General features: G+C 61.5%; 26 protein-coding genes and 1 tRNA gene. 8 read left to right on the forward strand and 19 right to left on the reverse strand.

Annotated elements, in window-relative coordinates:
- Positions 1–71 precede the first annotated feature (71 nt).
- From AC13C8_RS03745 to AC13C8_RS03765, 5 genes are all read right to left on the reverse strand, one after another.
- The gene (locus AC13C8_RS03745; protein ID WP_482846408.1) at positions 72–587 is read right to left on the reverse strand and encodes a GNAT family N-acetyltransferase; all 516 of its coding nucleotides are present in this window, start codon (positions 585–587) and stop codon (positions 72–74) included.
- The gene (locus AC13C8_RS03750) at positions 587–1,099 is read right to left on the reverse strand and encodes a GNAT family N-acetyltransferase (protein ID WP_482846409.1); all 513 of its coding nucleotides are present in this window, start codon (positions 1,097–1,099) and stop codon (positions 587–589) included. The genes AC13C8_RS03745 and AC13C8_RS03750 overlap by 1 nt, the downstream gene beginning before the upstream one ends.
- Positions 1,100–1,111: 12 nt before the next feature.
- Positions 1,112–1,651 (reverse strand): GNAT family N-acetyltransferase, encoded by a 540-nt coding sequence (locus tag AC13C8_RS03755; RefSeq protein ID WP_091429949.1) that lies wholly within the window; start codon positions 1,649–1,651, stop codon positions 1,112–1,114.
- Positions 1,652–1,847: 196 nt separating this feature from the next.
- Positions 1,848–2,117, reverse strand: coding sequence for a 50S ribosomal protein L27 (rpmA, locus tag AC13C8_RS03760; protein ID WP_091429947.1), 270 nt, complete (start codon positions 2,115–2,117; stop codon positions 1,848–1,850).
- A gap of 21 nt (positions 2,118–2,138) precedes the next feature.
- The gene (locus AC13C8_RS03765; protein WP_091432229.1) at positions 2,139–2,750 is read right to left on the reverse strand and encodes a 50S ribosomal protein L21; all 612 of its coding nucleotides are present in this window, start codon (positions 2,748–2,750) and stop codon (positions 2,139–2,141) included.
- A 328-nt stretch (positions 2,751–3,078) separates the two neighbouring features.
- On the opposite strand from AC13C8_RS03765, the gene AC13C8_RS03770 reads away from it, so the two are divergent.
- On the forward strand, positions 3,079–5,247 hold the full coding sequence (locus tag AC13C8_RS03770; protein WP_482846410.1) for a tetratricopeptide repeat-containing sulfotransferase family protein: 2,169 nt from the start codon (positions 3,079–3,081) through the stop codon (positions 5,245–5,247).
- Positions 5,248–5,292: 45 nt separating this feature from the next.
- Here AC13C8_RS03770 and AC13C8_RS03775 read toward each other — a convergent pair whose 3' ends face one another.
- Together AC13C8_RS03775 and AC13C8_RS03780 are read right to left on the reverse strand one after the other, a co-directional pair.
- The gene (locus AC13C8_RS03775) at positions 5,293–6,174 is read right to left on the reverse strand and encodes a DUF2059 domain-containing protein (protein ID WP_482846411.1); all 882 of its coding nucleotides are present in this window, start codon (positions 6,172–6,174) and stop codon (positions 5,293–5,295) included.
- On the reverse strand, positions 6,174–7,004 hold the full coding sequence (locus tag AC13C8_RS03780; protein ID WP_482846412.1) for a DUF2059 domain-containing protein: 831 nt from the start codon (positions 7,002–7,004) through the stop codon (positions 6,174–6,176). The genes AC13C8_RS03775 and AC13C8_RS03780 overlap by 1 nt, the downstream gene beginning before the upstream one ends.
- 167 nt (positions 7,005–7,171) lie before the next feature.
- Between AC13C8_RS03780 and AC13C8_RS03785 the strand changes: the two genes are divergently transcribed.
- Both AC13C8_RS03785 and AC13C8_RS03790 read left to right on the forward strand, forming a co-directional pair.
- Positions 7,172–7,261 (forward strand) — tRNA-Ser (locus AC13C8_RS03785).
- Between the two features lie 143 nt (positions 7,262–7,404).
- Positions 7,405–8,673 (forward strand): DUF6538 domain-containing protein, encoded by a 1,269-nt coding sequence (locus tag AC13C8_RS03790; protein ID WP_482846467.1) that lies wholly within the window; start codon positions 7,405–7,407, stop codon positions 8,671–8,673.
- Positions 8,674–8,859: 186 nt separating this feature from the next.
- Here the strand turns inward: AC13C8_RS03790 and AC13C8_RS03795 are convergent, their stop codons facing one another.
- Genes AC13C8_RS03795 through AC13C8_RS03815 form a run of 5 tightly spaced genes read right to left on the reverse strand, consistent with a single transcriptional unit; the run spans position 8,860 to position 13,147 of the window.
- Positions 8,860–9,189: a DUF2190 family protein gene (locus AC13C8_RS03795; RefSeq protein ID WP_482846413.1), complete on the reverse strand. Its 330-nt coding sequence runs from the start codon at positions 9,187–9,189 to the stop codon at positions 8,860–8,862.
- A gap of 1 nt (position 9,190) precedes the next feature.
- Complete coding sequence (locus AC13C8_RS03800; RefSeq protein WP_482846414.1) at positions 9,191–9,412, reverse strand: phage head-tail joining protein; 222 nt, start codon at positions 9,410–9,412, stop codon at positions 9,191–9,193.
- Positions 9,413–9,415: 3 nt separating this feature from the next.
- Positions 9,416–11,176, reverse strand: coding sequence for a prohead protease/major capsid protein fusion protein (locus AC13C8_RS03805; protein WP_482846415.1), 1,761 nt, complete (start codon positions 11,174–11,176; stop codon positions 9,416–9,418).
- A complete protein-coding gene (locus tag AC13C8_RS03810; RefSeq protein WP_482846416.1) occupies positions 11,166–12,572 on the reverse strand; it encodes a phage portal protein in 1,407 nt (468 codons plus the stop codon). The genes AC13C8_RS03805 and AC13C8_RS03810 overlap by 11 nt, the downstream gene beginning before the upstream one ends.
- A complete protein-coding gene (locus AC13C8_RS03815; protein ID WP_482846417.1) occupies positions 12,569–13,147 on the reverse strand; it encodes a hypothetical protein in 579 nt (192 codons plus the stop codon). Before AC13C8_RS03815 ends, AC13C8_RS03810 begins: the two co-directional genes overlap by 4 nt.
- Positions 13,148–13,411: 264 nt before the next feature.
- Here AC13C8_RS03815 and AC13C8_RS03820 point away from each other — a divergent pair, with 264 nt between their 5' ends.
- Both AC13C8_RS03820 and AC13C8_RS03825 read left to right on the forward strand, forming a co-directional pair.
- The gene (locus AC13C8_RS03820; RefSeq protein ID WP_482846418.1) at positions 13,412–13,654 is read left to right on the forward strand and encodes a hypothetical protein; all 243 of its coding nucleotides are present in this window, start codon (positions 13,412–13,414) and stop codon (positions 13,652–13,654) included.
- On the forward strand, positions 13,651–13,890 hold the full coding sequence (locus AC13C8_RS03825; RefSeq protein WP_482846419.1) for a hypothetical protein: 240 nt from the start codon (positions 13,651–13,653) through the stop codon (positions 13,888–13,890). The genes AC13C8_RS03820 and AC13C8_RS03825 overlap by 4 nt, the downstream gene beginning before the upstream one ends.
- Before the next feature lie 7 nt (positions 13,891–13,897).
- Here the strand turns inward: AC13C8_RS03825 and AC13C8_RS03830 are convergent, their stop codons facing one another.
- The 4 genes from AC13C8_RS03830 to AC13C8_RS03845 all read right to left on the reverse strand — a co-directional run bounded on the left by AC13C8_RS03830 (position 13,898) and on the right by AC13C8_RS03845 (position 19,151).
- The gene (locus AC13C8_RS03830) at positions 13,898–14,488 is read right to left on the reverse strand and encodes a hypothetical protein (RefSeq protein ID WP_482846420.1); all 591 of its coding nucleotides are present in this window, start codon (positions 14,486–14,488) and stop codon (positions 13,898–13,900) included.
- Positions 14,489–14,550: 62 nt separating this feature from the next.
- Complete coding sequence (locus tag AC13C8_RS03835) at positions 14,551–16,323, reverse strand: phage terminase large subunit family protein (protein ID WP_482846421.1); 1,773 nt, start codon at positions 16,321–16,323, stop codon at positions 14,551–14,553.
- A complete protein-coding gene (locus tag AC13C8_RS03840) occupies positions 16,313–16,816 on the reverse strand; it encodes a hypothetical protein (RefSeq protein WP_482846422.1) in 504 nt (167 codons plus the stop codon). The genes AC13C8_RS03835 and AC13C8_RS03840 overlap by 11 nt, the downstream gene beginning before the upstream one ends.
- 295 nt (positions 16,817–17,111) lie before the next feature.
- Positions 17,112–19,151 carry an AAA family ATPase gene (locus tag AC13C8_RS03845; protein ID WP_482846424.1) on the reverse strand — a complete coding sequence of 680 codons (2,040 nt, stop codon included), beginning with the start codon at positions 19,149–19,151 and terminating at the stop codon, positions 17,112–17,114.
- 315 nt (positions 19,152–19,466) lie between these two features.
- Here AC13C8_RS03845 and AC13C8_RS03850 point away from each other — a divergent pair, with 315 nt between their 5' ends.
- Together AC13C8_RS03850 and AC13C8_RS03855 are read left to right on the forward strand one after the other, a co-directional pair.
- Positions 19,467–20,045 (forward strand): hypothetical protein, encoded by a 579-nt coding sequence (locus tag AC13C8_RS03850; protein WP_482846425.1) that lies wholly within the window; start codon positions 19,467–19,469, stop codon positions 20,043–20,045.
- Entirely contained in the window at positions 20,042–21,910 is a 1,869-nt protein-coding gene (locus AC13C8_RS03855) for a hypothetical protein (RefSeq protein WP_482846426.1), read from the forward strand. The genes AC13C8_RS03850 and AC13C8_RS03855 overlap by 4 nt, the downstream gene beginning before the upstream one ends.
- A 13-nt stretch (positions 21,911–21,923) precedes the next feature.
- Here AC13C8_RS03855 and betB read toward each other — a convergent pair whose 3' ends face one another.
- The 3 genes from betB to AC13C8_RS03870 all read right to left on the reverse strand — a co-directional run bounded on the left by betB (position 21,924) and on the right by AC13C8_RS03870 (position 25,386).
- Positions 21,924–23,378 carry a betaine-aldehyde dehydrogenase gene (betB, locus tag AC13C8_RS03860; protein ID WP_091429941.1) on the reverse strand — a complete coding sequence of 485 codons (1,455 nt, stop codon included), beginning with the start codon at positions 23,376–23,378 and terminating at the stop codon, positions 21,924–21,926.
- 164 nt (positions 23,379–23,542) lie between these two features.
- Complete coding sequence (locus AC13C8_RS03865; protein WP_091429940.1) at positions 23,543–24,274, reverse strand: RlmE family RNA methyltransferase; 732 nt, start codon at positions 24,272–24,274, stop codon at positions 23,543–23,545.
- Complete coding sequence (locus AC13C8_RS03870; protein ID WP_482846427.1) at positions 24,274–25,386, reverse strand: Ppx/GppA phosphatase family protein; 1,113 nt, start codon at positions 25,384–25,386, stop codon at positions 24,274–24,276. Before AC13C8_RS03870 ends, AC13C8_RS03865 begins: the two co-directional genes overlap by 1 nt.
- Before the next feature lie 278 nt (positions 25,387–25,664).
- Between AC13C8_RS03870 and AC13C8_RS03875 the strand changes: the two genes are divergently transcribed.
- On the forward strand, positions 25,665–25,961 hold the full coding sequence (locus AC13C8_RS03875; RefSeq protein WP_091429937.1) for a virulence factor: 297 nt from the start codon (positions 25,665–25,667) through the stop codon (positions 25,959–25,961).
- Positions 25,962–25,966 lie beyond the last annotated feature (5 nt).

Raw genomic sequence — 25,966 nt, forward strand, 5'->3', positions numbered from 1 at the left:
GTTACGATATTTGCGATAGAGGGAAATGAGCCGAGGCTCAAGAGTTCAAGGTGGTTTGCGTCGCAAACAGCTTACGGATTGACGGGGCGTGGCAGGGTGAAACTGCGCAGGGGAACATCGCCATTGCGCGCCGTGCATCTGCCGATTGTCGGGCAGGTCTCGGTGAAGCCCAGCTTGTCCAGCACCCGCACCGAGGCCGGATTGTCTTCAAACGCCGTTGCGCGGATCGCATCCCAATCGTAATGCGCCCATACATAAGCGATGAGTTTTACCCCCATTTCGGTTGCATATCCTTTGCCCCAATGCGCGGGCGCGAACATGTAACCCAGTTCCGGGCCATTCTCTTCGCGGGACATGATGCCCATGGCACCGACAAGCTGGCCCTGGCGAAATACCGGACCGGCCAGACCGACCGCCGGGTCGCAGGGGGCACAACGCGATTTCGTATACGCAGGGTCTGCGGGCCAGGGCCAACTGGCGGTCATGCGCACCACGTCAAAGTGAGACACCAGCGCGTGGAAGGCGTCGACATCGGCAGGCTGTGTGCGGCGCAGCATCAAACGGTCAGTGATCAGACGGGTCATCATCAGCGGGACTGCCAATTTGCGCGACTTAATTCGACTTTAATCAGTTCAACATCAATATCTTGAGAGGTGCAGTGCACCTGTTCGATCACGCCGGTATGGCGAAATCCAAGCGTTGTCAGCACCGTGCGCGACGCGATGTTGTCACGAAAATACCCCGAGCTGACCTGGTCGATCTCAAGATTGGCAAAGGCCCACTCCAAGAGAGCCGTCGTCGCCTCGATCATCACGCCGCGTCCTTGGTGCGCGCGCCCCAACCAGTAACCAAGTGTCGGGTCCAGTCCAACCACGCCCAAGACCCTGTTGTTCCGTTCAATGGCCAACCCGCCCAGCCGAGAGGTGTCGGCCAGATGGGTCAGAAACCCGTTGAAATCAGCAAGTGTATAGGGGTGCGGGACGACGGTCAGCCAGCGCGCGACCTCATAGTCGTTGAGCAAGTCAACCACCTGATCACCATCCGCAGCCGTCAAAGGACGGAGCGTCAGCCGCTTCGTCCTGATAAGACAATCATCCATTATAGCAACGCGTTAAGATATCTTGTTGATGTAAGTCCATGTCGGCACATTGGCGTTGCGCGCCACGCAGTGGCTTTCGGCGTCGCCGATATATTCAAACCCCGCATGGGTCAGAACACGGGCTGATGCGGCGTTGTCCTGAAAAACCTCGGCAAAGATTGACGTGTTGTGCTGTGGGTTGGCCGCAACAATCGCCTGCACGGCCTCTGACGCGATGCCGGTGTTCCAGAACCCCGGCGCGACCCAATAGCCAAGTTGAGATTGCGCCCGATCCAAATGGGTCAGACTGATCACGCCCAGGACTTCGCGCCCATCATTTTGCGCGGCGTCCATCACCCAGACATCTTCATTACGCTCGTCTTGCAACGACCGTTCGATGAATGCCTCGGTCGTGCCGGGTGGCAAGGGATGCGGGATCGACCGTGTGCCAGACGCCACGCGTTCATCCGCCGTATACATGGACAGCATCCCCGCATCCGAACGTCGAACGGGGCGAAGCACAAAGCGGTCCGCCTCGATAAGCGGTTGGCGTGTGATCTCAACATGCTTCATGGCTTTCCCTCCTCTGAAAAGCGCAGAACGCACCGGGTTGGTCAGTTCTCCCTGGTGGACATATCGCAGGATATGGGGGGCAATAAGACCAAATTATGAAATCCCGATGAATGGCAGATAGGTGCTTGATACAAAAAGAAAAGGGGCCGGCATTCACAGCCGGCCCCTGGTTTGTCACAACCTTGTCAGGTTCGGCTTACTCAGCGGCCTCCGCCACCGGGAGAACCGAAATAAAGGTGCGGCCTTTCAGGCCTTTATGGAATTGGACCTGGCCTTCAACCGTCGCGAAGATGGTGTGATCCTTGCCCATTCCAACATTCGCGCCCGGCCACATTTTGGTGCCGCGCTGACGCACAATAATGTTTCCGGGAATCACGACTTCACCGCCAAATTTCTTGACGCCAAGGCGACGACCGGCCGAGTCGCGGCCGTTACGGGATGAACCGCCTGCTTTTTTATGTGCCATGCTATCTCTCCTTAGCTCAGATTAGGCCAGCGTTTTGGCCTGCTCAACCCACTCGGGCTTAACTTTGACAGCGTCAAAGCTGTCAACGTCAACGGCCGCAAGTTGGGCGAAGGTGGTGATGCCAGCGTCGGCCAGCTTCTTGGCGGCGGCGGGACCGACACCGGTGATTGCTGTCAGGTCGTCCGCAGCAGCAGCCGCAGAGGCCTCGGCCTTCTCGGCTTTCTGCGGGGCAGCCTTTTTCGGCGCGGTTTTCTTGGCCGGCGCAGCGGCAGCACCACCCGGAACCGACCCCGCACCAATCGCAGCTTTCACGCCCGACTTGTCTGCACCCTTCTCCAGGATGTCAGTCACGCGCAAGAGCGTCAGTTGCTGACGGTGGCCCTTGGTGCGCTTGGAGCCATGTTTACGACGACGCTTCACGAAGTGAATGACTTTGTCGCCTTTGATCTGGTCGATGACTTCGGCCTGCACACCAGCACCGGCAATGGTGGGGGTGCCCACGGTTGCACCAACCATCAGAATCTCGTTGAACTGGACTTTTTCGCCCGCAGCAGCCGCCAGCTTTTCGACGCGCAAAACGTCTCCTGCCTGGACTTTATACTGCTTGCCGCCGGTTTTCATAACCGCAAACATTTGATCTTCCTTCATATTCCGCGTTCTGTGGCCCCGAAAACCCGGTGTTTGTCGAAGGGTTGATCCCTTCACTTGCCTCGAACAGCGCGCCCCGATGGGCAATGTTAAACGCCCCCACTCGGGAAATTCCCGGTAGGAGTGGCGGCTTATCGGGTGAAACGGCCTGCAAGTCAAGCCGGTTTCCAGTGAAAACTCCACCGGCGCACGACCCCGCTCTGCCACGCAACAACCCTTGCGACCCATGGCATGACATATTAGGCCTTGAATGGAAATATCCTGCATGTGCGCCCGCTGCTCATGCCTATGACCAAAGCGCAAGGAGCCTGCGATGCTGCCGCTAAATTCCAACCAGATCCCTGCCATGTTCAATCGCGCCATGGGGCTTGCACGCGGCGGCAAACCACGCGAGGCGCTGGACCTGTTTGCCCAGATTTCGAAGCTCGCCCCGAAACGCGCCGAGATCCCCTTTCACATGGGACAGATTCATATGCAGGCGGGGCGTCCAAAGGATGCGAGTCACTTTCTGGCACGCGCCGCCCAACTTGCGCCGACCGAATTGAAAGTGTGGCAGGCTTACGCTGCCGCCATCGCCGCCTATGGCGATGACACCGCCCGGAAAGAGGCAAAGGCGCAGCTGAAAGCCGCAAATCTGGGACAGCGCGATCGGAAGGCGATCGCCAAGGCAATGGATGCCGTCCAGACCAGCACCGCACGCGTGTCGACCAAAGTGACGACCGCCGAGATAGACAGGCTGGTCGCGCAGATCAATGCCGGCAAGATGGCAGAGGCCGAAGCGCAGGCGCGCCAATTGATCGCCACGCGTGGCGGAAGCGAGATTCTGTCGACCATACACGGTGCGGCACTGGCCAGTCTGGGCCGCACCGCGGAGGCGGAAACCGCCTTTCGATCAGCCTTGACCATTGACCCCGATTACGGCGAGGCCGCCGCACAACTGGGGCAATTGCTTTTGGCGTCCGGTCGTCATCAGGAGGCCAAGCCTTTGCTGCTGCATGCCCGACGGCTGATTCCGCACAACCCGATAGTTTTGGGCAACCTTGGCAAGCTCTATCAGGATCTGGGTTCGCCCTACGAAGCGGTGGATTGCCTTGACAGGCTTTTGAAACAGGATCCGGACAACCGTCTGGCCCTGATGACGCGGGCGCAGGCGCATCTCTCTCTGGAAAACGCTGCCGCTGCGTTGGCCGATCTGGATCATCTGGAGCGGCTTGCCCCGCCCACCGGAGAAACGCTTGCCCTTGGGGCGGTCGCCCGCAAGCTGGCGGGTGACGCCGATGCTGCCCATGAACGCATCAAGGCGGCTTTGGAGGCTGATCCGAACAATCTGCGCGTTGTCACCATTGCGGCCAACATCCTGCAACAGGAAGGGGCTATGGAGGCCGCTGATACCGTTCTGCGGGATGCCCTGGCGCGCGATGTGCGATCCGGTGCGATTTACCGGATGATCGCCCATGGCAAGAAACTTGCTGCCGATGATCCGGTCGTCACCGAAATGAAAGACCTGTGGCTGCGTGACGACCTGCCCGATGATGGCCGCATGGATTTGGGCTATGGGCTTCTGAAAGTCATGGAGGACCTTGGCGACGACGATCAAGCCTGGCACTATCTGTCGCGCGCAAATGAAATCATGGCAAAGCGCCACCCTTATGACCGCGCCAAGGCGCAACGGGATTTCGACAAGCTGAAAGCGTTTCTTGATGGCTTCGACAAGCGCCAGATTGGCAAGGTCGGCTATCAGGACAACCAAACCATCTTCGTGACCGGCTTGCCGCGATCCGGAACCACTTTGGTAGAGCAGATATTGGCCAGCCATTCGACCATTACCGGCGGAGACGAGTTGAGCATCCTGCACCCGTTGGTGTTTCGGTCTGTTGCAAGAACTGACCGCGACGGGGGCACTGTTGCCGATATGACCCCGGACCAGTTCGAGACCTTGGGCCGCGACTATCAGGCCGCCATTGATGTTCGTGTTCCGGGGGCGGAGCGGATCACCGACAAGACAATTTCGACCTATCAGATCGCGCCGCTGGCATGGCTGGCACTGCCCAATGCCAAGATTGTCGCCCTGCGCCGCGATCCGCGTGACAATTTGTGGTCGATGTTCAAGAACCGCTTTGTCACGGGGCTGCACCTTTATACCTACACGCAATCGGATCTTGTCGAGACCTATCGCCTGTTCACCCAATACCTTGCATTGTGGCAAGAGATGGCACCCGACCGTATCTATGAGCTTGAGTATGAAGCCCTTGTCGCCAACCCCGAACGGGAAGTGCGAAAGCTGTTGGAGTTTTGCGATTTGGAGTGGGAAGACGCCTGTCTGGACTTCCACAAGACCGACCGTGACGTGAAAACGCTGTCGCTGGCGCAGGTGCGGCAACCGTTATACAGCTCGTCCATCGGGAAATGGCGTAGATACGAAAACCAGCTGAGCGAGATGATCGACGGCCTGAAAGGGTTGGACGGAGTGCCAGAGGAGTGACCAGATGCGCCCCGCCCGCCCCATCTTTTTCCACTCACCGGTGGTCTAGAGGTCTTGCTGCGCCCCAAGCTCGCCCACGGCACGGCCCAGATCGGCGGACAATCTGACATAGATTTGATCCAGCGCCTCGAACATCGCCTGATTCAGCGCGTGACCGGCCTCGGTTTCGGAAAACGCCACATAGTCATCCAGCACATCCTGCGGCAGCGGACCATAAGCCATCGACAGAAAGGCAAACAACCATTCCGAAGTGTCGCGCCGGATTTCCTTCTCTTGCGACCAGACCTCGAACAGGATTTCCTGTTCGGTCAGCTTTTCGTCTGCAACCGGATGGGCGTCGGTCATCGCCCGCAAGAATGCATAGTTTGAATTCAGCGCGCCCATCACGTTGCGTTCAACCAGGTCATTGACCTCGACAAACCGCAGAATGGCCTCTTCATGCGTCGTCAGGATGCGTCCGCTCAGCCACGCGCGACGAGCACGATCTTCAACATCGGCATCCAGAAAGGCACGACGGGCAGTGATTTCAAGATCGACAACGCTCTGCACGTCATCCGTCTCATAGAAATCACATAGCGCATCCAGATGCGCGGCATCCAGCGCTGCTTTTATTGCAGACTCGGCTTCGGACTTCAGGCGGTCAACATCATATATCGCCTGCACCCGACGACGCCACGGATCGCCACCCGGATGGCCCAGCAAATCAACATCGGCCTCCAGCGCCATACTGGCCCCTTCCTCATGCATGATGTCCAGCAGTTCGTTCAATCGCAGAAGCGACCAGAGCTTGTCGTAAGTCTGCGTCTCGTTCTGCCCCACAGGTGTCACATCACGCGGCACAGCCCAGGCACTGGTTGCCACACCAGACACCGTCAGTGCGAAAAGCATCGCTGCGACGCCAAATATATGTCGCAGTCGAATGGGCATCACAGTTCCTGCTCGGGGCGCAGATCGACCAAACGGCTGGCCAGCGTCTCATACCGCTCGGCCATGATCTGATACTGAACCGCGTTCAAGATCTCGTAGACCTGGCCCATTTTCGGATCCTGAAGCGCGGCGAGATAATCGATCAGTTCTTCATCGGTCAGATCACGATAGGCATAGGCATTCGCGACAAGGCTGTTGACCTCGATGTTCTTGCGCATCTCACCCGACTGCGCCATCAGCATCAGGCGCAGATCTTCCTCCGAGATGTCAAAGTCGCTGGCCCCCGCCGCCACAGCCGCCATCAAATACCGGACTTGAATTTCCACGATCGACCTGATCGCGGTTTCCGTCGATCCAATCGCCGTGCCCATTTCGCGAAACAGATCAATGCGGATACTGTCTTGTTCAAGCAATTCGCCGGTCAGCCGCTCTCCTTCGGCATATTTCACGGTGTCATCCGCCATGTGGCTTTCATTTTCTACCTCGACCAAACGCTGGCCAAGCGGACTACCATAGAAGGCCGCACCGTGATCCAGAAGCTCGTCCGGCATGACGGCGCCCAGCATTTCGACCGCCTCCGAGATCATCTCGTCAGGGTTGAAAACCTCCTCGGCCAGTTTGACCCATTGGCGGCCAAACACATCGGGATCCTCGCCGGTCAGCGCCGGTCCCGCCATCGCGCCCTGCTGGATCGAGGCAATCGCAACGTCAAAGCCCGTGACCTTCAGGAAGTCGCGAATGTCCTGTTCTTCCGCCGCCTGCGCCGCAGTCGCACCCCCTAAAATCAAGAGCACAAAGGCAAATAACGGTGCCAATCTGTTAAGTTTCATTGGAACAATTGCCCTTTTGATTGGTTTGGTTCCCCATAACCTAGCCCCACACAGTTCGGGTGCCAAGCTCTGCTCGATCACGAAACCGCCGGTCGGCAATGAATTGTTCAAAAAAAATGGCTTGCACATGCCGCGCGAGCGAATTATGCCCCCCGCAAGACCCCCGCGGAGAGGTGCCGGAGTGGTCGAACGGGGCGGTCTCGAAAACCGTTGTGGGTGCAAGCCTACCCAGGGTTCGAATCCCTGTCTCTCCGCCATTTTCATCACATTGAAAATCGTCTAAGGCGCTAATTTCATGGAAGAAATCAGGCTTTCGGATCAGATCGCGGCCAGAAATCCGCTTGTTTTGCTGCACAACATGCTGCACAATCCGCTGCACGGGGGCGCAGGAGGCGACGGCATGTCCATTACCAAGCGAAGCAACACCTACCACCTGAGACGACGTGTCCCGAGGCGTTACCGGGACGTGGAGCCGCGCGATACCGTCTGGATCAGCCTGCACACCGACTCCGAGACCGTCGCCAAGAGCAAGGCGGATCGCGCATGGGGCCAGATGATCGAAGCATGGGAGGCCCGGCTTGCCGGTGATACCGATGACGCCGAGGCGCGCTATTCCGCCGCCCAGGAGTTGGCCCGCGTCCGGGGCTTCCGGTATCTCGACATAGGTCGAGTCACCAGCCTGCCCGTGGCCGAGCTTGTCGAGCGCGTGGAAGCCGTCTCCGCGCCCGCAGGATCGCCGGACATGGCCGAGGCCACCGCCCTCCTGGGAACCGCCCAGGAACCCCAGATCACGGCCACGCGGGCGCTGGAGCATTACTGGACTCTCGCCCGTGAGAAGACCTTCGGCAAGAGCGAGGACCAGCTTCGCCGCTGGAGGAATCCCCGGATCAAGGCGGTTCGGAATTTCGTCGCCGTCGTCGGCGACAAGGCAATCGACAACATCACCCGCGACGACATGCTCGACTTCCGCCAGATGTGGTTGGAGCGGATTGAAGGGGGCGAGGTCACGGCCAACTCGGCCAACAAGGACCTCATTCACCTGGGCGACATTCTCAAGACGGTGAACACCATGAAGCGGCTCGGGCTCGACCTGCCCCTGGGCGAGCTTTCCTTCAAGGAAGGCGAGACGCGGACGCGCCCGCCGTTCTCGGTCGAATGGATCAAGACCCGACTCCTCGCCCCTGGGGCGCTGGACGGGCTCAACGCCGAGGCGCGGGGCTTGCTCCTGGGCATGGTCAACACCGGCTACCGGCCATCCGAGGGCGCGGCCCTGACGGCAGACACGATCCGGCTGGACACCGACGTGCCGCACATCTCGATTGAGCCCACAGGCCGCCAGTTGAAGAGCCAATATGCCCGCCGGGTCATCCCCCTCACGGGCGTGTCGCTGGAGGCGTTCCGAGACTTCCCCGAAGGCTTCCCCAGATACCGCGACAGCGCCACGCTGAGCGCGACGGTCAACAAGTATCTCCGGGGCAAGGGACTCTTGGAAACGCCCGATCATTCGTTCTACTCCCTGCGCCATTCCTTCGAAGACCGGATGCTGGCAGCCGGGATTGATGACAGGATCAGGCGCGATTTGTTCGGCCACCGGCTCGACCGTGAGCGTTACGGCAAGGGCGCTTCGCTCGAACACGTCGCCAAGCTGGTCGCGGGCTTCGCCCTCTGAGACAGAAGGGCACGCGCCCGCCGCTGGACTTCGGTTTCCCCGGTGTCGAGAGCCCGCGCCTTCGCAAGCTCGGCCTCCAGGCGCTCGAACACGGGCGAGAAAGCCGGGTCGCGCTCCACCAGCGCGGCCACCTTGAGCAAGGCGGCCTCTATGCGTTGGATGGACACCACGCGACCCGACTCCCCCTCAGAAGGTGCCGTTCAGGCGGACGCGGACGGCGCTGGAAGGGTTGCCAGCGGCCAGGACGGCCACACCGACCTTGGTGTTGCCCGATGCCGTGGTCGTGACCAGGCCATCGCTGGAGCGCCAGTAGACGGCGGCCCCGACGGCGATGTCGTCGGTCGCGACCTTGGGCATCTCGAACACGCCTTCGGTCACCAGCACGAGCGGGTCGCCGATCTCGGTGTCACCCGAGGCAATGCCGAAGAGGGTGCCGAGCTTCACGCCGTCGCCAGAGGTCGTGGCGGCTTCTGCGGTTACGGTGATGTTCTCACCGGGTTGGATGTAGTTCTTCATGTCAGGTTCCTTTCGAGGTTCTGAATCGGAGGGTTGTCGGTGCCGCCCGTCCCGTCGCCTGGGCGATCTCGCGGTCGAGGGCGGCCAACGCGGCGGCCATCTCGCGGTCGCCCTTGTAGGTGATGGTCTCGCCGTTCTGGTCACGCACTTCCCGGACACCCGAAGCTCGGGCGTCCAGGAGCGCGTCACGCGCCGCGACAAGCTGGTCGACGGTCAGGGCCATGGGTTACGCCCCCGGCACCTGATGAGCCGCCCGCCAGTCGAGCCAGCCCGCGCCGAAGTCGAGGAAGGCGCGGAATTTCATCCCGAGCGTATCCCACGCCTCGGTGCGCTGAATCTGCACACCCTGGGCGCTGGACAGGTAGGCGTATTGCATCGCCGCCAGACGGGCGGTGTCCGCGAACACATACCAGGTGCCAGCCGGAAGCCGGGGCTCGACCAGGAGCGTGAGCTTGCCGCCGAACGGGTTTACGTCGCTGGTGGCGTTCGGCTGGATGGTGGCGAGAACCTGTTCGGCCTCGGTCTCCAGATCGGCAGGCACCAGGACATAGCGCGGGGTGGCGCTGATGATGGTCTTGCCGTCCAGGCCGGTGCGTGTCCGCATGGCCTGCCGAGCTTCCGTCAGGGCCGCCACGGACGGCGCAGCGGCGGAACCGACGTTGCTCCGGCTGGCGTCGAAAACCGCCGTGCCGTCGCTGAGATTCGGGTTGCCGACGATCAGGTCGACCAGAATGTCGGCCTCGGTCTGGGCAGCGGCTTCGCCAAGGGCAGCGGTCGTGTCGCCGAGCATCCCCAGGTCATCGTCAATCAGGAGATTCCGGGACACGGTGACGCAACGCGCGAAAGTCTTGAGGCGCATGGTTTCGCCGTTCTCGGCCCGCGACGTGTGGGTGATCTCGCCATTCTCGGCGATCTCTTCCAGCCGCCCCATTTCGCCCAGGCGGATCGCCGTGGACTCCTTGAAGTTCGGCAACGTGCGCTGACGGCAGAGGGTCTTGAGCGGCGACTCGGCGGCCCGGTAGCTGTCCAGCGCGACCTTGCCCATGGCGTTCGACACCAGAAGCGGGAAGTCGGACGTGGTGTGGGCAGCGGCGCGGGTGAACACTTCATCGGCGCTCATGCCACGGGTCGACACACCGGCCCGCTGGAGGCTTTCCGTCGCCATGTCCCGCAGGGACAGATTCAGGTATTGCCGGGCATCCTCGGGGCACTCGCCGCCCGCCATGCGGGTTGCCAGGGCGTCCGATTGACGGCGGGTGATGACCGCCGGGTCATCGTTCTGCGCCGTGTGGGTGCGGATGATCGGAGCCGAGCGGCGGCGCTCCTGCACCGCGTCAAAGACCTCGGCCTTGGCACGGGTCAGGTCCGCGCCAGCGTCGATCAGGTCGTCGGCGATCTCGGGGCCGAGCCCCGCTTCGCGCACCAGCGTGCGAATGTCGCTCCGCCGGGTCTGTTCCGCCGCTTCCGGCGAAACCGTTTCGAGAGTGTCTTCGGGCATGTCGTTTCCTTTCTGCCGGAGTCGTGCCGAGGGATCGGCGGGGTTAGGGGTCAAGGTGACCTCGGTGATGTGCCAGCGGGTCGGGGTCTTCACCCGCCCCTCTGGCGTGGTCTTTTCGGTCCATCCCGCCACCCGGTAGCCGATGCTGACTCCGGTGACGGTCCCGTCCGCGATCCGCTGGACCACGGGGGCAGCATCTTCGGCGGACGTGATCTCCAGGACGGCCACGATGTTGCCGCCCTCCTGGGCGATGGACCGAACCCGCCCAAGCTGGTCTCGAACCGACGCGGTTCGATGTGAGTCGAGGACGGGCAAACCGTCGACGGCGGACTGGTCCAGGGTGTCAGCCGTCAGGACTTCGAAGAACGGCCCCCGAGCATCCCGGCGCGGGACGGGCGTGGGGGTCGCGATGACTGCCGAAACCGTTCGAGTCTCGGGGTCGAAAGAGTTGGGGCGCGTGCTGGCCGCGCGGGTCATATCAAGAGGCATCGTCTGACTCCTCGGTCTCGGTGGCGGTGAAGGTCAGGCCAAGCGCACGCTCGCGTTCGCGATCCGCCGCGATCTCGGCGTCGAGTCGGTCGACGTTCCAGCCAAGAGAGGCGACGGCCTGACGGCGACTGGTGAGTCCCATTGACAGGAGTTCCCGCACGGCCTGGGCGTCCTTGGCCGGGTCGACCTGCATGGGGCGCGGGGCCAGCCATTCGACACGCAAGGCGGGTGTCAGGTCGGGAAGCTCCAGGCGTCCGGCCAGATATTCGTCGGTCACGACGCGCCGGAACACCGGGTCCAGGAATTGCGGGACCAGGGTGTGATAGACGAATTGTTCGACCTTGGCCCGGAACGGCAGGAGGCCCGCGCGAAGGCTCGAATAGTTCGCCCCCGTCAGATCGCCGTCGACTAGGTGTTGAGGCACGCCCAGGCCAGCGGCAATCTGGCCGAGGGTGAGCTTGGCGAAGGAAATCCCGTCCTTGGCTTGCTCGGGGGTGTTGAATTTCACGTCCAGGCCGCCGGGCAGAACCCGCAGGGTGCCGGGCTCCAGGCTGATGTCGCCGAGCGCGTCGGCATCGGAGAACCCTTCGCCCGCGCCGCCCAGGTTGTTCACGTCGGTGACAAACCCCGTGTGCATCGCGGCCACCTTGGCACCGACCAGGAGCGCGTCTTGAAGCTGGTCAAACTCATTGACCGTCAGGAGGATGCTCGCCAGTTGCGACACGCCCCGGACCTGCCCCGGCCCGAGCGGGCGGAAGATGTGCAACACGTCTTCGGCGGGCACGCGGATCGCCTCGCGCGCGGTCGGGAATAGATCGGTCGGGCGTGCAGGCCGGATGTGGTAGGCCACGCGCTCGCCCAGGGTGGAAAACTCGATTCCCGCAACGATATAGCCGCCGCCCGCAAGCTCCATCGTCATCGCCTCGTCAACAAATTCTGCCGGAAGCTGGCGAAGCACGGCCCGCCCGTCGCGGTCTTCCATGATGAAGAACGCTTCGCCGTCGACAATCTCGGCCTGCACCGCCGCCGCCATGAGGCCCCGCAGATCAGTGCGGCCCTCGGCGTCAATCCGCGCCGCCGCGTCCAGGAAGGCCGAGTCGATCTCGGCCCGGATCGTCAGGTCGGGGTGCGCCGAGGTCGCTTCGATACCGGCCCCCACGGCCTCGGCCACAATGGCGTTCACGCCGTTGCGGATATAGCCATTGTTCGCATAGGCGTGCCGGGCTCGGGCTCGGATGGTCGGGCCTGCCGCCAACGTCTCCGGCCCGTGACTGGCATAGTTGGCACGCGCGCCGAACCGCCGCCCGCTCTGGGCGTCGAAGCTCCGAGTTTGGGCAGGCGGTTCGGCGCGACGGTTCCCACGCCAGGAGGACAGGAGACGGGGAAGTCGCATCATTCGCCCCCGAGCATGTCGAGGACGGGACGGATCAGATCGGAGACCGGCAGGACGATTGAGGCGCGGACCTCAAAAGAGGCACGGCGCTTTTCATCCCGAACCATTCGAGCGGCCTCGGCAAGCTCCAACTCCGCCGGGGGCTCCGACAGGATGAAGCCCCAGGAAAGACCGGGCTCGATCAGTCGGCGATGCTCCACGGTGAGCGTGACGGTCTCGCCCGCCTGCACGCGGCGGACAATGGATTCGATCCGGCTCGGCGGCTGGTAGGTTTCTCCGACGGGGGCGTCGGCGGACGGGTCCAGCGGGCGTTCGGTGAGCCAACGGCCCAGGAGGACGGACACGTCCGCGCGCCGAGCGGTCTCATAGGTCGTGTAGACCAGCCGAGCGCCGCAAACCGCGACCATCGAATATGCGCCAGCGCGCCCCGAGTCGGTCGGCAGATCGGGCGCGATAGCCCCATTGTCCCGGATCGTGCGGAAGCGATTGAAGACGGCCTTGCGTCCTTCATCGCCAGCGATTCCGTCCAGATCGGCGGTGAAATCCGCTTGTTCGCGAAGGCTCATTTGGTGGGTCATGTTGTCTTTCTCCAGGCTGCGGTGTGCCCAGAACATAGATGACAAATGATCCGCTTACAAGTTAACCGTAGGGTCTAAAACGGTCACTCAACTCCGTGTTTAGTGTTGAAAACCAATAGTTTACTCGCAACTTTTTCTCGTCAGATGCTTGCGGATTGAATGTCGATAGGCTATCTAGGGGGTGCGGCCTGATCGTCGCGATTCCTCAGACTTGGGGGCGGGTGCCTTTCCTCCCCGCCCCCATTTTTTATGAAAGGAGAGCCCATGCCCCGAGCGATAGTGTTTGATTTGACCGAAGACGGCCTCGTCGCCGTCCCTGCCGATGAGGTCGAATGGGGCGAGCCCGAGCCGCACTGGCCGCGCAAGACGCGGCGGAAGTTCAGGAAGGTCTTCCAATACCACTTGAAGGAATACAGGATGGAACCGGACATGGCGCACTATCGGGCGCTACAAAAGCTCAGGAACGAGATTCCGGGCGGTTTCTACAATCCTGGGAGAACCCTATGACCGACCCTCTGGAAGAGTCACGAGAACAAGGCTTGGACGCCGGACTTCGGATCATCGCCGACTACGCCGAGCACCGCCAGGAGGATCACGACACGGCCACCATTGAGGTCGTGGAAGCGATCCGCACCGCCGCCGCGACCGACTCCAAGTTCAACTTCCACCTTCTGGAACGCATCGCCACGCTGGCGGTTCTCGGGTTTGAGGCCGCAGGCGGATCGCCCAAGCGCGGCGAATAATTTCGGACTAGTCGGTTCTGGAGAGCATCAGTTCGACAATCGCAGCGAATTTCGGGTCTGGGTTGTCAACCAAATAGGTGCGCGGCGGGCCTGACCTCTTCGCAATCTGGAACCCGTCCAGCATTAGCTCAATATCGGCGACCTGGGTCCAAGTTATTCTCTCATTCTTCTGACTACTCTCGAAAGAGATTGCCTTGTCGGTCACGATCAATCGTCCGGTTGCAGTCGCCTGCCATTCTTTTTCGGTCCTGATGCTACCCGACCCGACACGATATCTGACACCCTTGACGATAGGGATAGAGACCGAGGCACCGCCTGTCTTGTAACGGCCCGTGCTCTTCATCTCCATGCGAGTCGCACCGCCTTGGATCGCCAATAGGTTCTCCTTGCCAACAGCCCTATAGGAATGGGCTGATGCGTCCAGGACGGGCAATGATGCAGAATTGGAGCCGGTCAATAGCTCCTGTTTCGCAGTCTCAATGCTATCGGAGTAATTCTTTGCGTCCTCATCGAATTTCTTCTTCTTTTTGTTTTCCGATCTCACCGAAAAAATCACCGCAATCACAAAACCAATTCCGATTAATACTAGCCATTCCATATTCCGCGCCCTTTGCCCCGGTCCATTCTGTTGTCGATGTGCCGCCTCTAGAAATACTAGAATCAACGCTCCATCCAAGCGGACCTTACGACGGTAGGTCGCTTTTGGGGACCCGACTTCGAAGCAACCTCGGCCTCGCGCCGGTCCAGGTCAACACCGACAAGCTGGCGGGCGGCGAAGGCATAGACCAGCGTGTCTAGGGCTTCATTCCGCCGCCCGCTGATGACCTCCCATCGCCGCACCGGGTGCCCCCGGCTGAATTTCGTCACCAGCCGCTCGGCCCGTATCTGGTCGAAGTAGTCCCCGCCCAGGGTCTCGGAAAACAGGATCGTCTCGCCATGGGCAAGGCGCTGGTGAAGCTGTTGCTTGATACCGTCGATACCGACCAGCCCGAGCCTGAGCTTGCGGCTCGTGGAGAACGCCAGGGACGGGCGAGAGAACCCGGCCACGCCCTTGCCCGCGAGCACACGCCGAGCGGCCCGAGGACGGCAGAACGCATAGACATGATCGGCCCAATTCCCGGAGTCGATGACCGCCGCGTCGACCGTCAGGAGCCCCCCGGCAGGGTGCAGGAATTGACGGCGCAACAGGTCGTCAACCTCGGCCCAGGTTTCGTTCTCGGTCGGTGCGCCCCAGACGGTCTCATGGCCGAGCACGCGCATGTCGCCGTCCCGCGTCCAGGCGACGAATGTCGCTTCGATGCGATCCGCCTGCACGTCGGCCCCCACTGTGACCAGGAGCGCGTCAGGAGGCACGGAGTCGAGCGAGAACGGGCGCTGGAGCGCCCCGAGGTCGGTCGCGTCCAGGTCATCGCCCTCGCCCCTCCAGGGCTCGCCCAGGACGGTATTCAGCCAAGGCTTGAGAGTCGTCGGGCTCCGCTTGGCCTGCACAAACTCGGCGGCCAGGCGCGGCCATGAGGCGTTCGGCAGGGTCGAGGTCAGCGACGTGAGCTTGTAACCCCGGTGCCCCTCCACCTGGGGCGCTGTGGCCCTCCAGCGGCCTTCTGCGACCATGGGCGGCTTCTGGTGATCCTCCACCACCGACCCGCAGGACGGGCACACCCAATGCGCCGTCTCGGGCTTGTCCGCGTCCCACCGGATGTCCGCCCAGACGATCTCATGGAAATCGCCGCACCCCGGACAGGGCACTTCGAAGACCCGCTTGTCGGATTGCTCATAGGCCCGCAGAATCCGGCTGGTCTCGGCGTCGACGGGAGACGAGGCAAGGACGATCCGCCGATTGCCGAAGGTCATAGTTCGCCGGATCGCCAGTTCGACAGGATCGCCCTCCACCCCGGCGCTGAGTTCGTAGGCGTCGATTTCGTCGGCGAAGAGAACCCGCGCCGTGCGGGCCCGAAGGTTGCGGGGCGCGCGGGCCGAGACGATGGACAGCGATCCGCCCGCGAAATGCCGGTGCAAGAGCACGTCACGGCCCGACGCATCCGTCGTCAGGGCGGCCCGCAGCGACGGCGACTCGTTGAAGGTCGGTTCCACGACGCTCACCATAAGGTGCCGCGCGTCCGCCTCCGCCGGGACCGTGCAGAGGACCGGCGACGGGTCGTTATGGACGAAATGCCCGAGCGCGCCGACTATGAGTTGGGTCGCGCCGACGCGGGCCGATTTCAGGATGGTGACGCGCTCGACCGTATCGTCGCCGATGGAGTCGGCGATCTCGACTTGAGGCTTCCACAGGCGCATCCGCCCAGGTTGGGCGGCCAGGCTGGAGGGCAGGAAGACGCTGGACTCGATCCACTCGGAAAGACGCAGCTTCGCGGGCGGGCGGAACGCTTCCAGCGCCTCGCGGCGCAGATCGGCGAAACGGGGGTCAACGGTCATCGGCGATCATCTCCATGGCGTCTCGGATTTCGGCGTCCAGGGCTTGTGTCGCCTTGCGGTCGAGCCCCAGGCGCGCGGTGACGCGGCTCGGGATCGCCAGGACGGCGGCGCGCAGGTCGACCACCACGGCCCGCCATTCATGCGCGACCTGCTGGGCGTCCAGGAGTTCGCCCCGCGCCTTCGCGTTGGCGATCTCGACTTTCTCGGCGTTGGCCGTGGCGAGCCTGAGCTTCTGTTCGGCCAGGTCCGGGTTGCTGGTCAGGCGGCCTTTCTGCCCGGCCCGCAGATGCTCGACATAGGCGAGGATCGCGGGGCGCAGTTCGAACCGCCCGTCATGTCTCGGGATCACGCCTTCGCGGGCCAAGGCGTGGATGCGCGCGGGCGATAGGTTCAGCCATTGGGACAGATCGGCGGCGCTCACGGTTTCGGAGTTCTCCGGCGCTGGCCAATCGAAGCCCAGGAGGTCTTCGGGGTCATGGATTTCTGGTTTCATGAGTCAACCACTCCAGAGTTGGATTCTGTTTCTGGAAATTTCTGGAGTGAGCGAAATGCCGGGGCTCCGCGCCCCCCGCTACACGCCAAAGCCAGGAAGGACCCGCCCCCGCCGCCCCCTGTCCCTGCGGTTCTAGGAAACTCCAGAGATTTCCAGAGATGCAGAGCGCGGGGCAGCGAGACCAGACAGCGAGACCACCCTAAAGGGTGTGGTCTCGGTCTGTCTCGGTCTCCGCAGCCATGCCGTGGTGAGACAATCGAGACTTGTCTCGCCTTGGTCTCGGTCTGTCTCGGGCTCATTGCTCCGCCCCTTCATCTTCCAGGTCTTCGAAATCGTCGCCAGAAACGCCTCCAGGATTGACCAGCCCCACTTGGTCGGTCCCGACTTCCAACACGCCTTTCTGCGCCAGAGACCGCAGAGCGCGGTTGAACGTGTCCTTGCGGCTGGCAGGATTCTCCGAAGATGAAACCGCGCCGTCCGATAGGCACTTGTCGCGAAGGCCCTGCCGTTCGACGTGATCCGCGCCGTTGGCCAATTCCGCGAAGTTGGCCATGACCGCGCGTTCGGTCGGAGAGAGTCGAACCGTTCGGGTCAGGGCGTCGGACGAAATCTCTTCGGCAAATGCCGACGTGATCGGGTCGCCGTCATCGTCGTGCCCAAACTGGTGGACGCCAATGGTGAACGCGATGTCGAGGTCAATCGAACCGTTTCGGTTCTTGGTCAGGTGCCCCCGCACAATCCCGTTCTGGTCCTTGGCCTTGAGATGCAACGCCATGTCCAGCGCCCCGTTGAAGAGGGAATGGCCGCGCGGTGTGTTGCCCTCGGCCTTGGTGCCGTGGTGGACCAGAATAACTGCCGCACCCCACTTGGTGAGCGCCCGAGCGATCTTGACCACCCGCCCCATGCCTTCCGCGCTGTTTTCGTCCATCCCAGGAAAAGACATGGCGAGCGTGTCGATCACGATCAGGCTCGGGCGCTCGTCCTTCACGGCACGGCGCAGCGCCTTGAGGTCGGGCGCATCCTTGCGGAAGAGGTCGGACACGCCGCCCACCAGCTTGAAGCCGTCCGCCTCGCCATGCTCGGCCAGGAGCGCGCGGACGCGCCCCCGCATCCCGGCTTCATCCTCGGCAGCCACATAGAACACGGGCGCGGCCTTGGTCCGCATCCCGAAGGTCTCGCGCCCTTGGGCGACGGCATAGGCGATGTTCGGGGCGATCAGGCTTTTGCCCGCTCCAGGATCGCCAAAGATGCACCCGATTTGGCCGGGGCCGATCAGCCCCTTGACCACATACCCACGCCGCGCCTCTTCCTCACATTCGCCGGGTGACATGAAGGTGAGCCCGCCGGTCTTGGTCTTGGCCGAGGGCTCGGGGATCGGCTGGCCGAGGATGAAGGCCGCCCATTCGTCCGGGTCTTCGAAATCCTCTTCGGTGCGAAGGTCTTCGAAATCGTCGTCGGTGACAGGCGGGTCCGGGGGATAGCGCGGAACCTTGCGTCCGCTCTTCCGCCCGCTCTTGATAGTCGCCACGCAGGCTTCCTTGCCGTCTTCCCGCAGGAGGCCGTTCGCGGCGCACGCGGCCAGGAGCCGATAGCCGATCTCCTGGGCGTCCAGGAGCCCCACGGCTTCGATACCGCCCAGACGATGCGCCGCGCGGTTGAGGTCATGGTTGCGCCCGCCAGGCTCGGCAGCGGCCAGTTCGGCGCACACGTCGTCAAGCTCATGACGCGCCCAGGCGAGGTCATCGTCGGTCGCGTCCGGGGCCTTCGGGCTCGGGGCAAGCTCGGGCTCACGGCGCACCTGCCGAAGCGTCTCCGGCCATACCGGCAAGCCGAGCACGTCGTCGGCCAGATGTGTGTCGAGGGCTTCGAAGACATCCGAGCCATTAACCGCGCCGAGGGCGTGGACGTAGCCGCCATCGCCCCGCACGTCGAGGCCGGGGGCGATCTCCGACGCCGAGTTCCTGAGCCCCTTCGGGTGCTGGAAATAGATGTGCTCGCCCCCGCTCGGAGTCTGCACCCGCACATGGCTGAGGGCGTCCGGGTCGAGCCCGATCTTGCGAAGCTCGGCATAGCCGTCCTTCCCGTTCTTGCGGTCGATGTCCAGGACGCTCACGCCGCTCTTGGAGCCCGTCGGCATTGCGGGCATGGCGTCCGGCCACTTGCTCCACCAGCGGCGAACCTGGGCGGGATCGTCGGTCGCGGCGTCCTTCCAGCGCACCAGGGGCCTGCGCTCCTGGGACACCGGGAAAACGGGGTATCCGGCCTCGGCCAATCGAAGCGCGGCGGCCATGTTCGGGTTGTTTTCCGGGGGGTTAAGGGCTATTATCTCGGCCATGGAAGTCTCTCCTTCGGGTTTTCTCGGGTCGGGGGCTGAGGTTTCTCGCTGTCACACGAAACACAGATTGCCGCCGCTCCGATTGCACTCGGCGCGGCGGCTTTCATTTCAGAGATTGGAACGCTACGATTCGCAGGGCAGGCTTGAATCTGCTGCACATTTTGCTGCACAAATCGCGACACACGAATTTCTAAGTTACAGCAAAAACAGTTACTTACGGTGTTTGTGTCGCAGTATTGGCGGACTGTCTCTCCGCCACTACCCCTTTACCGCTTGTTTTCAATTATTATTTAGACTTTACGTTCATCACCAAGCATGAAGCATGGTTTAATGGGGTGTCGGCACAGCGACAATTTACGTCATCAGAAAACGTCACCTACATTCGTCGCAAGTCGCCATCCCGAAAGATGTCTGATTGGCCGCTGCGAAAAGAAAGCCTTCAAGCAATCTTTCGACACGTCGGACAAGAATGTGCCCTTTATGCATCGGGTCCATGGGAAGGGCCACAGGCAAGCCCGCTTTGCCCGCACCAAACCTGCGGGTAAACTCATGGTTGTTCGAAGTCGGGCTTTATCGTATTTTAAGCTAACGGATCGCGTATATCCAACCCCGATGACAGACCAGAAACCACCGCAAAACGGCGCGAAGAAACCTGAAGAGAAGTCGTTCTGGAAGACAATTCCCGGCATTCTGACGGGCATTGCCGCCGTTGTGACAGCCGTTGCAACCTTGCTTGCCGCGGCCGACAAGGCGGGTCTGTTCGCCTCGGACACCCCTAGACCATCGACGACGACGCAAAAGATCGAAACCGGCGGCGACGTGACCACAAGCGGTGACAACAGCCCGATCCTTCAGGACGTAGATGGCGACGTCTCCATCACGGGCGGCCAATGATCGGGCGCGCGGCATGGATCGCGGCGCTGACCGCCCTGCCCTTTGCCGCGCATGCTCAGGACATCACGACCTATGGGGATTGCAGTCCGGTCATTCAGGATGTCGGCGGCGATGTGACGGTCGTATGCTACAAGGACCGCGACCAGAAACCCCGGTTCCGTGTCGTCTACTACCGGTTGGGTGGCATCGGGCAGAGCTTTCTGATCAACGGCAAGCTGTCACCTGAATGGGAGAAGTATCTGGGCGGCCAGCAGGCCATCGTCAACAACGCCGTCCATTCCGAAATCCGCAATCTTACCGATAAATTCGGTCAGGAAATCGGGGGCAGCTATCTGTCTGGCAATGTGGGGTTCGAAGGTGGCGACTTCAGCATGGGGCTTGCCGACTACGCGCAAGAGGTGAACGCTGACATCAAGGTGTTTCAAAGCGATGCGGGCGCAATGCCGGATTTGAAGGCAAACGAAGGCTGGCGGGTCTTCGGTCCCGGAGAGCTTTTCGTCCCCGATCTGGATGCTGCCCGATCCCTGTTTCAACAATATGCAATCCCGGCGGGCTATCAGACCTTTTGGGGCACGTCATCCGGGCCGGCGGAATGGGTCGAACCCGGATCGAAAATGACCGCGCCCACCCTGTGGCGATCCCTGACTCTGGCGGACCTGGAGGATTATGAAACCCGTTATGATGCCTATCTGGGTCGAGCGCTTGATATTTCCAATGACGCGCGCAGCACAAGTGACCTTCGTCAACGGTCCGAACGCGGGCTGTTTGCCAATGCAGGCGCGGGATATTCTGCGGGACGCCGCATTCAGCACACCTCCCTTGATGCGCTGCGATACCTTGCACGAAACGGCTTGCCCGACAACTATGCCATTGTGATGGGTGAACCCGGGATCCATTACGGCTGGTCGTTCACCGCCAACACGCGCAGTGCCGATCTGCTAGTGGCAGTCCTGGAAAACGTCGGCGACACGCCGATGGATGTGGGCGCCTTCAGCATCGCCGAAACCAATCAGATGACCTTGCGACGCCATGACGACACACAGGCCCTTCTGGCCGCGGCGCGCCCTGTCGAAAAGCGGTTGTGGCCGCCGGGAATGCTGGCGCCGGGGGAAAAGCTGGTCATCCCGGTTCGCATCGAAATGCCTTTGTTGCCGGAGTTCTTTGATTGGATCACATCGAGCTATCGTGACAATTATGCAGCGAGCGAAGCGATCCGGGACGCAGCTGCGACCTCGGCGACCAATCCGATTGCATTCGTTCATCCGAACGAGCGTTCAAACGTGCTGTTTGCCCTGCCCCCGTCCGACTTGCCCAAAGGGCGCATTCCTGAATTGGTAGAGCGGTTCGAATACGGTCCCGCATGGGCCATTCAGGCAGTCGAAGTGGATGGCATCAAATATGATTTCCGCCAGCACGACCCGAACAACTTCATCCTGTTTGCCGGAGGGGGCATTGGCAGTTGTCCCTATATCTATACCTATCAGGAAGACGGTGACATCTGGATCGAAGAAAACCATTTCTTGTTGGGTGCGACATCTCCCAACAAGAAACGCACCGACCGGTTGAAGCTTGGCCAATTCGATGGGCGTCTGGAAATTCGCGAGAAAGAACATGAACTTGCCCATATCGACCAGATCACCCTGATCCTGCAAGATGATGAGGGCGTCGAAGAAACCTACCCTGCCGTATGGCCAACAGAATTGTCCGCTCAGGATGGGGAAAACCTGATCCTTGGCTATGGCGAACGCGCCGAGGTTCAGTTTGACCTGCCCGATGGTGCGTGGGACGGGAAGACCGTGTTCATCTCGGCCACCGGTTATTATCTTCCACTGTCCGACCCATCGCTGTTTGCCAGCCGCCGGTGACGGGATCACCCGATCAGAACGGCGCTTCCAGTTCGCTCAATCGCACATAGACGGTTTTCAGCTCGGAGTAATGCTCGATCGCCGCTTTCGAGTTTTCACGCCCCACACCCGAGGCTTTGGTGCCGCCAAACGGCGCTTCCACCGGCGCGTCGTTATACGTGTTGATATAGCACGTGCCGGCCTCGAACCCGGCCACGACGCGGTGCGCGCGAGTCAGGTCATTGGTAAAGACCCCGGCGGCCAAGCCAAATTCGGTATCATTGGCACGGGCCATAACCTCTTCTTCGGTGTCGAAATCGAGCACCGACATGACCGGTCCGAAAATCTCTTCGCGTGCGATGGTCATATCGTCGGTCACATCGGCGAAGACGGTGGGTTTCAGGAAAAAGCCATCGCCCTTGATCCGCTCGCCGCCATGGACCAGCCGCGCACCTTCTTCCTTGCCCTTCTCGATATAGTTCATGACGATGTTCAACTGCCCTTCGCTGATCATCGGACCGAAGCTGGTGGTCGGGTCCAGCGGGTCGCCAATGACGGCACCCTCCAGTCGTTCGGTCAAACGGGTCAGAAATGCCTCTTTGATGCCTTTCTGCACAAAAACACGCGTGCCGTTCGAACAGACCTGCCCGGACGAATAGAAATTGCCCAGAATTGCGCCCGATACAGCGTTTTCCACATTGGCATCGTCAAAGACGATCATCGGGGATTTACCGCCCAATTCCATGGTGACATGCTTCATTTCGGCAGCAGCGGCGGCATAGACCTTCTTGCCCGTCGGCACGGACCCTGTCAGCGACACCTTGGCCACGCGCGGATCAGTCACGAGGGCGGCACCAACCTCGCCATAGCCTTGCACGACATTGAACACACCGGCGGGCGCACCGGCCTCTATCAGGATTTCCGCCACTTTCAGCGCCGAAAGTGGCGTCATCTCGGACGGTTTGAACACCGAAGTGTTGCCGCAGGCCAGCGCAGGTGCGGCTTTCCAACAGGCAATCTGGGTGGGATAGTTCCATGCACCGATCCCGACGCAAACACCCAAAGCTTCGCGGCGGGTATAGACGAAATCTCCATTGGCAAGCGGGATATGTTCGCCAGTCAAACTACCCGCCAGCCCGCCGAAATACTCCAACGCATCAGCGCCGGAGGTCGCGTCCGCCACGCTGGTTTCCTGATAGGGTTTGCCGGTGTCCAGCGTTTCCAGAACCGACAGGTCATGGTTGCGGTCGCGCATGATGTCGGCGGCGCGACGCAGGATCCGGCCCCGTTCGGTTCCTGTCATCGCAGCCCATTCCATTTGCGCCGCTTTCGCAGCGTCCAAAGCCTTGTCGATAATTGCAGGGGTCGCGGCATGAAGCTGGGCGATCACCTCGCCGGTTGCCGAAAAGATCACGTCAATCGGAGCGCCGTCCTTGTCTTCGACATACACGCCGCCGATGAAATGGCTTGCTTTGGGTTGCGCTCTCATTTGGTTGCCTCTCTGCGATGCGCGATGACCGGTGGATGAATCACGGGATTCGCGCGTGTCTGTGGTATTGTCTAAGTTTGCAGGACAGATCACGAAGAACCATCCAAAAGGCGACGGGCCAAGGCACGCATTCGACGCCATGCCCGATCCATCCCGGCGGTCAATCAGCCCTTGAAGCCCATCGCGACCACGAATTTTTCGGAACTGTCCGACCGGCTGGACGGCGGCTTCACATTCACCACCTTCTCGAATTTCAGCTTGAGCAGCTTCTGCAACTCTCCTTCGGCGCCGCCCGCAAGCACCTTGGCAAGAAAAGTGCCGCCCTCGTCCAGCACGTCGAAGGCAAAATAGGCCGCAGCTTCGCATAAAGCGATGATCCGCAAATGGTCGGTCTGTTTGTGGCCCGAACTGGACGCCGCCATGTCGGACATGACCACATCCGCCTTGCCGCCCAGAAGCTCTTTCACCACCAAATCCGCATCGTCTTCCATGAAGTCAAGCTGGTGGAATGTGGCCCCGGCCAGCGGTTCAACCTCTTGCAGGTCGATGCCCAGGAAGGTGCCGACCTTTTTGCCGCTTTTTTCGCCAAGCGCATTTATGCGCGGCACGGCGACCTGTGCCCAACCTCCCGGCGCACAGCCCAGATCGACCACCCGCGCCCCATTCACCAGAAACCGGAACTTGTCGTCCAATTCCATGATCTTGTAGGCCGCGCGCCCGCGATAGCCTTCGGCCTTGGCACGCGCGACGTAAGGATCGTTCAACTGCCGCTGCAACCATCGGGTCGAGCTGTTGCGCCGCCCGCGGGCGGTTTTCACCTTCACGGTCAAATCCCGTTGCCCCCGGCCCGAGCTTTTGCGCACTCGCCCGCCCTTCTTGCCGCCTGTGTCCGTCATCAGAATGGTCCGCCTTCCAAAACGCCGTCCGCAGACATCTTCGAATACAAGATGCCCTCGCGCAGGCCACGGTCTGCGACACTTAACCGATCTGTGGGCCAGACGCGCAATAACGCTTGTAAGATCGCAGCGCCAGACATGATCAGAGATTGCCGGTCCCGCCCGATATGCGAATTCATCCGCCGCCCTTGCGGCCCCAACGCCAGATAGCCCTGGATCACCCGTTCGATCTGGTCCGAGGTCATGCGCAACCCGTCCACCTTGGTCCGGTCATAGCGGCGCAGGCCCAGATGGGTCGCCGCCACGGTCGTCACCGTGCCGGATGTGCCAATGATCTGGAACCCTGCACGGGGTGGTTCGTGGTGGAACGGGCTGAAGCCAGCCAGTTGTTCCTCGAAATGCACCGACATCAAGGCATAGCGCCCCGCATCGTCATCCACGTCGTCAAACATCTCGCGCAAGGTGGCGACGCCCAAAGGCACGGAAATCCAGTCCACCACGCTGGCGGCTGGAAAGTCGCTGACGCCACCGACAAAGCCACGCCCCATGCGCATGATGGAGCGCGGACGTTCCAGCGGCGGGACTTTCGACAGGTCGATCCAGACCAACTCGGTCGAGCCGCCGCCGATATCAACGACCAGCAACTGTTCGGTCTTGGTGGACACCAGAGGCGCGCAGGACACCACTGCAAGGCGCGCTTCTTCCTCGGGCTTGATGATCTCAAGCTCCAATCCGGTTTCGCGCCGGATGTAATTCATGAAACTTCGGCCGTTTGACGCGCGGCGGCACGCCTCGGTCGCGACAAGTCGCATGCGTTTCACATCGTGTTTGATCAGCTTCTTGCGGCAGATCCGCAAAGCCTGAATCGTGCGCGACATAGATGACCGGCTGAGCCGACCCGAGGCTTCCAGCCCATTGCCCAACTGCACAGATTTGGAAAAGCTGTCCACAACATGAAACTGGCTTCCCTTCGGTTGGGCAACCAGCATTCGACAACTGTTTGTTCCAAGGTCCAGAGCCGCATAAAGGCTTGCCGGATCCACGGGTGACGGCGCGGGGGTATCGACCGCTTTCGGGAACGCGCCCGCACCTTCGGGACGCTTGGGCGCCATAGCTCACGCCCTCCATATCAAGTTACCGTCAAGATAGGGCCGCGCCGGGGGTCTGACAATCCCTTCCCTGCATGTCGGACGCATAAATTCGTCAACACACATAATCATCTTGAGAAGTTTTCAGGCCCGCCCCCATGGCCGCGCCTGCCCATCTGACGTATCCCACATTTGCCAATCCGTGCCGTGCAGGTCGCTTGTGGTCTGCGTGGTGTCGAAAAACGACGCGGGAACCGCCCTGCCCACGCGTAGGTAAAGGAAAGCGGAGGAGGAAGATTCGCATGCCAGACGTAACCATTGTGTATTGGAGGGACATTCCCGCCCAGGTGATCGTCGGCAAAGGGCGCCGTGGGGCAAAAGCCCCGCTGCCCGAGCGGTTCGAACAGGCCATTGACCGGGCCGCCATGAAGATCGGCGCTGAGGACAGCGACGCCTATCTGGCGGAATGGCGCAAGGCTGCCCCCTATTCCGTGGACGGAGATCCACATGAGGTCGCAGCGGCAGAAGCTGCCAAGATCGACGCGGATTATGACAAAGAGCGGCTGATCGCTCTGATTGGCAACGACGGATGGGCGTAAGCCTG

The organism is Aliiroseovarius sp. B-4, from assembly GCF_056857795.1.